General features: G+C 67.0%; 3 protein-coding genes. All 3 read left to right on the top strand.

What is annotated here, in order from left to right; all coding sequences use genetic code 11:
- Positions 1 to 65: 65 nt before the first annotated feature.
- Entirely contained in the window at positions 66 to 1760 is a 1695-nt protein-coding gene (locus tag BLW40_RS15630) for a serine hydrolase domain-containing protein (RefSeq protein WP_083386824.1), read from the top strand.
- Between the two features lie 226 nt (positions 1761 to 1986).
- Positions 1987 to 5136 carry a type I polyketide synthase gene (locus tag BLW40_RS15625; RefSeq protein ID WP_170834597.1) on the top strand — a complete coding sequence of 1050 codons (3150 nt, stop codon included), beginning with the start codon at positions 1987 to 1989 and terminating at the stop codon, positions 5134 to 5136.
- On the top strand, positions 5133 to 11741 hold the full coding sequence (locus BLW40_RS15620; protein ID WP_074770223.1) for a type I polyketide synthase: 6609 nt from the start codon (positions 5133 to 5135) through the stop codon (positions 11739 to 11741). Before BLW40_RS15625 ends, BLW40_RS15620 begins: the two co-directional genes overlap by 4 nt.
- The last annotated feature ends 5 nt before the right edge of the window (positions 11742 to 11746 follow it).

Raw genomic sequence — 11746 nt, 5'->3', positions numbered from 1 at the left:
AAATCGGTGATTACATAAAATTATAAAGCGTGTGATGTGTTATTTCCGAATCAGGGAGGTGTGCCATGCCAGGATCGTCATATCGTTCAAGCGGTCTGTTTCTCGCCTCGGGGGCTGTGGCGATGGTGTTCGCCGCTGCCGCCGGGGCGCAGACGGCCTCTGCCCCGCAGACTCCGCCCGCGTCCGCGCCGATGCAGGCCTGCCCGATGGTGGCGCCCGACACCCCCCCGCCCAATTCGGTTCCGTCGAACGCCTTGCCCTATCGGCCGTTTCCGCCCGCCTGGCAGGCCAAGCTCGACCAACTGGTCGCCAGCAACGTGATTCCGGGCGCGGTGGTGATCGTCAAATCGCCAATCTGGGGCGTTCGCGTCGGCACCGCTGGCTATGCCAACATTCCCCAGAAGATCAAACCCAGTCCGGGGCAGCAATTCCGCGTCGGCAGCGTCAGCAAGATGTTCCTGGCCCAGGCTTTCCTGCAATTGGAGCAGGAGGGAAAGCTTAAACTGTCCGATCCGGTGCTCAAATACTTGGCCGACGAGCCGACCGTGGTCGCGATTCCCAACATCGCCAAGATCACGATCGCCGACCTGTTGCAGATGAAATCGGGCATTACCAATTATCTTAGCAATCCGACGATCTCGAACGAGGTTTACACGTATCCGGATCGCCATTTCTCGCCGCAAGATTTGATGGCGGTGCTTGATCCCAAAGCGGTTCCGCAGTTGCCGCCCGATTTCGCGCCGGGTGCCACCTATCCCAATCCCTATTGGGCCACGGTCGGCCAGTCGGCCCCGCCCGCGCCCGCGCCCTATCCGTTCTGGTATTACAGCAACTCGAACTACATCCTGCTCGGGATGATCGCCGAGAAGATCACCAAGATCAGTTCGGCCGAGTTCATCCGTCGCTACATCACCGACAAGGCCGGTTTGCGGGACACCTACTTCGCCGAGTCTGAGCGGAACCTGCCCTTTATTCACGGCTATACCCAATACAATCCCAGTCAGTCGCAGAAGGTCTATGCGACGTGGTGCGACGTAACCGCGATCAATCCGTCCTATGCCGGGACGGCGGGAGCGGTGATCTCGACGCCGTGGGACTTGCTCCATTTCCTTGAAACGGCAATGAAGACCGACCGCTTTCTCAATGCCGGAACCAAGCTGAAATGGCTGTCGTTCGCTTCGTCCGACATCCATTACGGCTGGGAGCCGATGGAGTACGCCGTTGGCGGATTGATGCAGCCGCATCGCTCCTACGGCGACGCCCGGGGGCATGGCGGGGCGATCCCCGGCTACAAGACCTTGGCCTATTACTTCTTCGATTCCGAAACCTCGTTCGTGCTGGCCAGCAATACCTGGGACGGCTCGGCCGAGGTGACGATGCTCGATCAATTGATGCCGCTGGTGATCTCGGAAGTGACAACGCCCAAACCGGCCAACGCCGGGTTCGTTTCGTTGGCCCAGGGAACGGTGCTTCCGGTGTCGTGGCAGGCCGGGCGGGCCGACGCCCTTCGCTACACTGTCTATTGGGGCAGCAACGCCGATCAGGTCGATGCCGCCACGGCGGACCGCCATGACGGCGTCCAGGTCCAGACGGTGAGCCAGCCCAGGGCCGATCTGACCGGGCTGAAGCCGTCGGGCCGCTATTACTGGCGGGTCGATATCGAGGGCGCCGACGGTATCGTCCCCGGTGCTCTGTGGTCGTTCCAGACCGTCCGCGCCACCCAGCCCGCCAAGAAGGCGAGCCCGGCCTTGGTTCAGTAAAGGGTACGGCGGAGCGGCCCCGGTGCCGCTCCGCTCCCTTTGGTCTGTCGGGCGGTGAGGGGTTTTGCAATCTTAGATGATTGTCTCCTCTGACTTTGTGTCGTCCATTCCTATAACTTGTTTCAACAAGCGCGCTTTGGATGTATCGATTTGATCTGTCCAGGGTGTGTTCCGTCCGAAGGGGGCTCCCATTTCCGAGACTGCTCTGCCGTCTGCCGATGATCCGGTGTGCATCGTGGGCCTGGGCTGCCGTTTGCCGCCGGATGCCGAGTCCGCCGAGGCGTTCTGGCGCTTTCTCCGCCAGGGCGGTTCGGCCATTCGTCCGATTCCGCCCGAACGGTGGAACGCGGCCGCTCATGCCGTCCATGGAGCGGCGCGGCCGGGAACCAGCGTGTCGGGCTGGGGCGGCTTTCTGGACGACTCGTTTCCCGCCGGGTTCGACGCCGCCTTCTTTGATATCTCCCCGGCCGAGGCGCAGGGGCTTGATCCGCAGCAACGCCTGCTGCTCGAAGTTGCCTGGGGTGCGCTGGAAGATGCCGGGCTGACCCCCGACCGGGTCGCCGAGGACGGCAATGTCGGAATTTATGTCGCGATCAGCACCTCGGATTATCAGGGGGCGCGGATCTGGCATCCCGACCCGGGCGGAATCGATGCCTTTGCCGCGACCGGAGCCGCCTTTGCCGCCGCTGCCGGGCGGCTGTCTTATACGTTTGGCTTCGAAGGCCCGTGCATGGCGATCGACAGCGCCTGCTCGTCCTCGCTGGTGGCGCTGCATCAGGCGACCCAGGCGATCCGCGCCGGGGAATGCGACGCCGCCCTGGTCGCCGGGGTCAATGCGTTGCTGGCCCCCAATCTCTATGTCGGGCTGTCACAATTGGGCGTGCTGTCGGCCGATGGGCGGTGCAAGGCGTTCGATGCCAGCGGCGACGGCTATGTCCGGGCCGAAGGGGCGGGCGCGGTGCTGCTGATGCCGCTGTCGCGGGCCAGGGCGTTGGGCTGCCGGGTGCTGGGGCTGATCCGGGGCTCGGCGGTCAATCAGGACGGCAAGAGCAACGGGCTGACCGCGCCGCGTCGCACCGCCCAGGAAAAAGTGATCCGCCGCGCCTTGAAGAGTGCCGGTCTGTCGCCCGCCGATATCGGCTATATCGAGGCGCACGGCACCGGCACCCCCCTCGGCGACGTTGTCGAAATGGCGGCGCTGGCGGCGACCTATGGGACGGGGCGCGATCCCGCCGACCCGTTGCGGATCGGCTCGGTCAAAACCAATATCGGCCATCTTGAAGCCGGGGCCGGGATCGCCGGGCTGATCAAGGCGCTGCTGTGCCTGCGCCATGGTGAGATTCCGCCTCATCTCCATCTGTCCTCGCCCAGCCCGCACATTCCCTGGGGCCAGTATCCGTTCCGGGTGCCGACCGAGCTGACGCCCTGGCCTCAAGGGGACAAGCCGCGCCGGGCCGGGGTCAGTTCGTTCGGTTTTTCCGGCACCAACGCCCATGTGATCGTCGAGGAAGCGCCGAGGGAGGTTCCCCGCGTCGGGGTTCCAGCGCCGGGGCCGCAGGTGCTGCCGCTGTCGGCCCGGTCGGCCGAGGCGTTGCGGGCGCTCTCCGAGCGGGTCGCCGATTATCTGGAAACGAGTACCGATCCGCTCGCCGACATCGCCCACACCGCCGGAGCGGGACGCAGCCATTTCGGTTTTCGGCTGGCCGCGGTGGGATCGAGCGGGTCCGAGATCGCGCAAAGCCTGCGCCAGTCGCTGGCCGGGAGCGCGCCGCGCTCGGTGGTGAGCGGATCGAAGGCGGAGCGGCCCAAGATCGCTTTCCTGTTCACCGGCCAGGGTTCGCAATATGTCGGGATGGGCCGTGCCCTTTATCGGGACCAGCCTGTGTTCCGCGCCGCGCTGGACCGGAGCGACGAAATCCTGCGTCCGCGTCTGGGCGAGTCTCTGCTCGAGCTTCTCTATGGGCCGGAGGCCGATAACGAGCGTCTGCAACAGACCGGGTTCGCCCAGCCCGCGATCTTTGCGATCGAATATGCCCTGTCCGAATTGTGGCGCAGTTGGGGGGTTACCCCCGACATCGTCGCCGGGCACAGCATCGGCGAGTTCGTCGCCGCCCATGTCGCTGGCGTGATCGGGCTGGACGACGCCCTGACCCTGGTGGCGGAGCGGGGACGGCTGATGCAGGCGTTGCCGAGTGGCGGCGCGATGGCCTCGATTGCCGCGCCCGAAGCCGAGGTCGCGGCGGCGGTGGCGCGGGTCGCCGCAAGCGGGGTGCCGCTTTCGGTGGCGGCGATCAACACCCCCGAAGACATCGTGATCGCCGGACCCGCCGATTCGGTGGCGGAGGTGCGGCGCAGCTTTGAGGCGCAGGGGCGGCGGACCCAGGAATTGCGGGTATCGCATGCTTTCCATTCGCCGCTGATGCGGCCGATGGTCGAGACGTTTGCCGAAATCGCGGGCAAGGTCGCCTATCGCCCGGCACTGCTGCCGATGGTCTCGACCGTCAGTGGAGCCAAGGCGGGGCCGGGCGATATGGCCAGTGCTGCCTATTGGTCGGGGCAGGTCGAAGCGCCGGTGCGCTTTGCCGCCGCCGCCCGGACCTTGGCCGAGGATGGGGTCAGCGTCTTCCTTGAAATCGGTGCGGCCCCGATCCTGACCGCGCTGGCGCGGACCAGCGTCGAGGCCGAGGGGCGGGTGTTCCTGCCCTCGCTGACCCGTCCCGCCGCCGGGGTGGTTCCTGACCCCGAGGCCGATCACCGTGCCCTGGCGCTGGCCTTGGCCGCACTCTATGCCCAGGGGGCCGAGATTGACTGGTCGGGGCGCGATGCCCCCTTCGATCCGCGCCGGGTCGCCTTCCCCGGCTATCCGTTCCAGCGCAAAAGCTATTACGTCTCTCCGGTGCGAGGAGGGGCGGCGAACCATCCGGCCCCATCTTCTGCCCCGGTCGCGGCGGTGTCACTTTCCTCGGTTCCGCCCGCTCCGGTCGCGGTGGGACGCAGCCGCGACGGGCTGATCCGCACCATCGACGAGATCGCCCGCAAGGTGTTGAGCGACCGGCCGCTGGCGCCGCTCGATCCCGACCGCGCCCTGGGTGAGCAGGGCTTTACCTCGTTGCTGGCGCTGGAACTGCGCCGCCAGCTTGATCTGGCGTTCGAGGCGCGGTTGCCCGCGACCTTCTTCTTCAATTACCCCTCGATCTGCCGGATGGCGGATTATTTCCTGGCGGACCCAAGTCCGACCGCGCCTCCCCCCGTCGGCTCCACGCCGCCTGCCGCTCCCCCCGACGCTGCTTCCGAGTCCGCAGGGTTCGATTTCCTGGACGATCTGACCCCCGACGAATTGGAACAGCTCATCGAACGCGAGGTGAACTTGCTATGAACGACGTGACGAGCCCCGAGTCCATCACCCCCGACGGTTCGGCCGACGTCCTGAAAAAGACGTTCATCGCGCTGAAAAAGACCCAAAACCGGCTGCACGAGATCGAGGCCGCCCGCAGCGAGCCGATCGCGGTGGTCGGTATCGCCTGCCGTCTGCCCGGCGGAGCCAACGATCCCGAGGCGCTGTGGCAGATGCTGCGCCGGGGTGACAATACCAGCGTGCCGATCCCGCCCGAGCGGTGGGAGTCCGAGCATTTCTACCATCCCTCGCCCGACGCGCCCGGCACCACCCATGCGGTGCGGGCCAATTTCATCGACCGGCCGATCGACCAGTTCGACGCGCCGTTCTTCGGCATTTCGTCGAAGGAGGCGATCAGCCTCGATCCGCAGCAACGTCTGTTGCTTGAGGTCGCCTGGGAGGCGATCGAGGATGCCGGGCTGAACCCGATTGCGCTCCGGGGCAGCCGCACCGGCGTCTATGTCGGGATTTCCAGCGACGATTACACCCAGGCCCACCGCCATTCCGGGCGGCTGGATCTGATCGACGGCTATGCCCTGACCGGCACCTGCTTTGCCCCCGCCTCGGGGCGGATTTCCTACACGCTGGGGTTCGAAGGCCCCAGCATGGCGGTCGATACCGCTTGCTCGTCCTCGCTGGTGGCGGTGCATCTGGCGGCCCAGGGGTTGCGCAACGGCGAAAGCGATATGGCGCTGGCCGCCGGGATCAATCTGATCCTGTCGCCGATTTTCCATATCGCCTCATCGAAGCTGGGGACGATCTCGCCCGACGGTCTGTGCAAGACCTTCGATTCCTCGGCTGACGGCTATGGGCGCGGCGAAGGCTGCGGGGTGATCGTGCTGAAGCGGCTGTCCGACGCCATCGCCGCCAAGGACCGCATTCTCGGTCTGATCCGGGGTTCGGCGGTCAATCAGGACGGCAAGAGCAACGGCCTGACCGCCCCCAACGGTCTGGCCCAGGAAAAGGTGATCCAGCGCGCCCTGGCCAGCGCCGGTCTGTCGCCTGCCGATATCGGCTATATCGAGGCGCACGGTACTGGAACCCCGCTCGGCGATCCAATCGAGGTCGAGGCGATTGGCCGGATTATGCAGACGGTGCGCGGAGCCGACGATCCGGTTCTGATCAGCACGATCAAGACCAATATCGGCCATCTCGAGGCCGGTGCCGGGATCGCCGGGCTGATCAAGGCGCTGCTGTGCCTGCGTCATGGCGAGATTCCGCCCCATCTCCATTTGTCCTCGCCCAGTCCGCATATTCCGTGGGGGCAGTATCCGTTCCGGGTGCCGACCGAGCTGACGCCCTGGCCTCAAGGCGACAAGCCGCGCCGGGCCGGGGTCAGTTCGTTCGGCTTTTCCGGCACCAACGCCCATGTGATCGTCGAGGAAGCGCCGAGGGAGGTTCCCCGCGTCGGGGTTCCAGCGCCGGGACCGCAGGTGCTGCCGCTGTCGGCCCGGTCGGCCGAGGCGTTGCGGGCACTGACCGAGCGGGTTGCCGATTATCTGGACAGCAGTACCGCTCCGCTCGCCGACATCGCCCACACCGCCGGAGCCGGGCGCAGCCATTTCGGTTTTCGGCTGGCGGCGGTGGGATCAAGCGGGCCGGAGATCGCGCAGAGCTTGCGCCAGTCGCTGGCCGGAAGTGCGCCGCGCACGGTAGTGACCGGATCGAAAGCGGAGCGGCCCAAGATCGCCTTCCTGTTCACCGGCCAGGGCTCGCAATATGTCGGGATGGGCCGCGCGCTTTATCGCGATCAGCCGGTGTTCCGCGCTGCGCTCGATGCCTGCGACCAAATTTTGCGGCCGCGTCTGGGCGAATCCCTCCTCGACCTGATCTATGGGCCACAGGCCGATAACGAGCGGCTGCAACAGACCGGGTTCGCCCAGCCCGCGATCTTCGCGATCGAATATGCCCTGTCCGAGCTGTGGCGCAGTTGGGGGGTTACCCCCGACATCGTCGCCGGGCACAGCATCGGCGAGTTCGTCGCCGCCCATGTCGCAGGCGTGATCGGGCTGGAAGACGCTTTGACCCTGGTGGCGGAGCGGGGACGGCTGATGCAGGCGTTGCCGAGTGGCGGCGCGATGGCCTCGATTGCCGCGCCCGAAGCCGAGGTCGCGGCGGCGGTGGCGCGGGTGGCAGGTCGCGGGGTGCCGCTCTCGGTCGCGGCGATCAACACCCCCGAAGACATCGTGATCGCCGGACCGGCCGATTCGGTGGCGGAGGTACGCCGGGGGTTCGAGGCCCAGGGCCGCCGCACCCAGGAATTGCGGGTATCGCATGCCTTCCACTCGCCGCTGATGCGGCCGATGGTCGAGACGTTTGCCGGGGTCGCGGGGCAGGTCGCCTATCGCCCGGCGCTGCTGCCGATGGTTTCGACCGTCAGTGGGGCCAAGGCGGGGCCGGGCGATCTGTCCAGCGCAGCCTATTGGTCGGGGCAGGTCGAAGCGCCGGTGCGCTTTGCCGCCGCCGCCCGCACGCTCGCCGAGGATGGGGTCAGTGTGTTCCTCGAAATCGGTGCGGCCCCGATCCTGACCGCGCTGGCGCGGACCAGCGTCGAGGCCGAGGGGCGGGTATTTCTCCCCTCGCTGACCCGTCCCGCCGCCGGGGCGGTTCCCGATGCCGAGGCCGATCACCGCACCCTGGCGCTGGCTGTGGCCGCACTCTTCGCCCAAGGCGCCGAGATTGACTGGGCCGGGCGCGATGCCCCCTTCGATCCGCGCCGGGTCGCCTTCCCCGGCTATCCGTTCCAGCGCAAAAGCTATTACCTGGCCCCGCTGCCGGACTCCGGCGGAACGGCCACGGTCGGGCGCAACCATGGTTGGCTGGGGCAGAAGATCGTGTCACCGCTGTTTGCGCGGGGCACCGTGCTGTTCCAGGCTCATTTCACCGCCGAGCAGCCCTCGTTCCTGCGCGAGCACAAGATTTTTGGCCGGATCATCTCGCCCGCCGCCGCCCATCTGTCGATGGCGTTCGGGGCGGTGCGCGATCTGACCGGAGCCGGGGCGCGGCAATTGGACGACGTCTCCTTTACCGCGCCGCTGGTCGTCGATGACGACGAGCCCCGCACCGTCCAGGTGATTGTCGAAGGTGAGCCGGGGGCGGGTCGCGGCTTCCGGCTGGTCAGCCGTCCCGCCAGCGATGACGAGGCGGCGTGGCAGACCCATTCGGCCGGAACTATCGTGGCCGAACTGCCTGAGGCGCGGGCGGCGGCGCGGCCCGATTTCGCGGCCCTGGCGGCGCGCAGCCCCGGACGGATGGAGCATGATGCGTTCTATGCCCTGATCGAAAGCGTCGGCTACAGCACCGGGCCGAACTTCCGTTGCCTGCGCGAGATCGGCCAGGGTCCTGACGAATCCTGGTGCCGTCTTGAGGCAACCGGCCGGATCGACGATGGCGCGATCCATCCCGGTCTGATCGATTCGATCCTCCAGACCGTGCTGCCCGCCTGCGACACCTCTGCCGCCGAAATGTTGAGCGGAAACAATGTGCTGATCCCGCTGCATATGGGCAGCGTCCGTTTGCTGGGATCGCTGGCCGGGCCGCTTTATTGCCATACACGGATCGCGGTGTCGCCCGGACTGGTCAAGGCGACGGTGACCACCTATGCCGCCGATGGGTCGGTGGTGCTGGAAATCGACGATTTCCTGCTGAAGCAGACCGACCGCGACACGCTCTATCAGCAGATGCGCCGCGACGATTGCGGGCTGGTCCATGCCCTGTCCTGGAACGAGATCGCGGCGGGCGTCCCCGCTTCGGCTCTCGCGCCGACGACGGGCTGGGTCGCGGTGCGGGCGGCGGGTGGTGACTGGGGCGACGGTTTGATTGCCCGCTTGCAGGGGCAGGGCATCGTCCCGCTTGAACTGCGCCCCGATGGTTTGACCGATGTCGCGGCGCGGCTCTCGGCGTGGGCCGAACGGGGTGGCTTTACCGCGCTCCAGATCGTATTTGACGCCAGCGGAGCCGAAAGCGCGGGCGACGACTCGACCGCCGATACTCTTGAATCCGATCATCGCACCTGGGTGGGAGGTCTGCTTGAGCTTGTTCATGGGCTGGGCCGTGCCGCGCTGCCCCAAACGATCCGGCTGTGGATCGTCACCAATCAGGCCCAGACAGTGGTGCGCGAGGACCGCTCGATCCGGCCTGGAAGTCTGGTCGGTGGTGCGTTGTGGGCGTTCGGCCGCACTCTGTCGCACGAATTCCCCGAATTGTGGGGCGGTCTGGTCGATGTCGAGGCCAAGCAGAGCGACGAGGGGCTGGCCGCTCTGACCGCGATCTTCGACGGTAGCGGCCCCGAGGCGGTGGCGGGCGAGGATCATCTGGCGCTGCGCCGGGGGGGCCGCGTCTTTGCCGCCCGTCTCGTCGCCCAGCCGGGAGCCAAGCCGGGGCAGGGCAGCGGTCCGGTGGCCAGCGCGACCGAAGCCTATTACCTCGATGTCGGGCCGCGTCACACCCTGGACGATCTCACCTTCAAGACGAGGCCGCGCCGCGCCCCCGGTGCGGGCGAGGTCGAGGTGGCGATTGTCGCCGCCGGGCTGAACTTCCGCGATGTGCTGAACGCGCTCGGGCAATATCCCGGCGAGGCCGGTCTGCTGGGCTTCGAGGCGACGGGTCGGGTGGTGCGGCGGGGCGCTGGAATCACCGACCTGGAGGAGGGTGATTCGGTGGTCGTGCTCGCCTCGCCTGGGTGCATCGGCAGCCACGTTACGGTCAGCCGCGCCCAGGTGGTGGCCAAGCCGAAGCGGCTCAGTTTCGCCGAGGCGACGACGCTGCCCGCAACCTTCCTGACCGCGCATTACGCTTTGTCGGTGCTGGCGAAGATCAAGCCGGGCGACCGCATCCTGATCCATGCCGCGGCGGGCGGCGTCGGCATGGCGGCGGTGCAACTGGCGTTGCGGGCCGGGGCCGAGGTGTTTGCCACCGTCGGCTCGCAAGACAAGCGCGACGCGCTCTCCGCGCTGGGCGTCACCCATCTGTTCAATTCCCGCAACACCGACTTTGCCGCCGAGATCAAGGCGGTGACCGGCGGGGCGGGGGTCGATATCATCCTCAACTCGCTGAACGGCGATTTCATCCCCGCCAGCTTCTCGGTGCTGGCGAAGGGCGGTCGCTTCCTCGAAATGGGCAAGATCGGGATTTGGGACGACGCCCGCGTCACCGCGCTGGATCCCACGATCTTTTACCGTCCGTTCGATCTGGCCGCCGTTTCGCGCGACGATCCGGCGACGATCGCGGCGATGGTCGCGGACCTGTTCCCGCTGTTCGACAGCGGCGCGTTGCGCCCGTTGCCGGTGACAATGTTCCCGCTGCATCAAGCCGAGGACGGGTTCCGCTACATGGCCCAGGCCCGCCATATCGGCAAGATTGTACTGTCGCGCGATAGCGAGGACCGCCAGAGCCTGATCCGCGAGCGCGGCCCGGTGTCGCCCGAGGCGACCTATTGCGTCACCGGCGGGCTGGGGGCGCTGGGGCTGAAGGTGGCGCGCTGGCTGGCCGACGAGGGAGCGCGTCATCTGGTTCTGACCGGGCGCAACGCTCCCAATCCGACGGCCGAGGCGGCGATCGCTCAATTGCGCGAAGCCGGTGTCGCGGTCGAGATCGTTGCCGCCGACGTCGCCCTGGCCGAGGATGTCGGTCGGGTGATGGCCCAAATCGACGCATCAATGCCGCCGCTGAAAGGCATCGTCCATGCCGCCGGTCTGCTCGCCGACGGGATGATACCCGATCTGACCTGGCCGCGCTTTGCCACGGTGATGGCACCCAAGCTGCGCGGCGCCTGGAACCTTCATGTCGCCACCCGCGACCGGACGCTCGATTTCTTTGTCCTGTTCTCCTCGGTCGCGGCCGTGATCGGCAATCTGGGGCAGGGCAATTACGCGGCCGCCAACGGCTTCATGGATGGGCTGGCCGCCTATCGCCGCCTGCTGTCGCTGCCCGCGACCAGCGTCAATTGGGGGCCGTGGGCCGAAGCCGGGATGGCCGCCGCTCTGTCGGGCGACCGCTTCGGGGCGATGGGGATACGCGGGCTCAATCCCGATCAGGCGCTCCGGGTGCTGAAACATGTCCTGAAGGAGGATTTGACCCAGCCCGCGATTGTCGATGCCGATTGGCGGGCCTTTGCCGCCAGTCAGGGGATCGACACCCAACGCGGCCTGTATGCGGCGTTGGTGTCGGCGACGGGAGCGGGGGAGCAGGTCGAAACCGCCGCTGCGGTCGGGCGCGCGATCGTCGAGGAATTGCGTGCCGTCCTCGCGGTCGAACGGCCCGGTTTGCTGCGGTCGTATCTCCAGGAGCTGGCCCGTCACACCCTGGGCTATGGCGAGGGCGAGGCAATCGCGCTCGATCAGCCGCTGGTGGCCCAGGGCTTCGATTCGCTGATGTCGGTCGATATGCGCAACCGGCTGAACCGCAGCCTGGGCAAGACGCTGCCCGCCTCGCTGCTATTCGACTATCCCACCCTGGACAAGATCGCGACGTTCCTGCTCTCCGACATCATCGTGCTGGAGGACGAGACGAACACGGCGGCGGCGCCCGCTCCGGCCCAATCGGCCGAGGCGTTGCTGCGCGAATTGGAGGATCTGATCGCCCGGTAGGAAAA

The sequence above is a fragment of the Magnetospirillum fulvum genome (assembly GCF_900108475.1).
GTDB classification, from domain to species: Bacteria; Pseudomonadota; Alphaproteobacteria; order Rhodospirillales; family Magnetospirillaceae; genus Phaeospirillum; species Phaeospirillum fulvum_A.
This window is presented reverse-complemented; position numbering and strand designations above follow the sequence as displayed.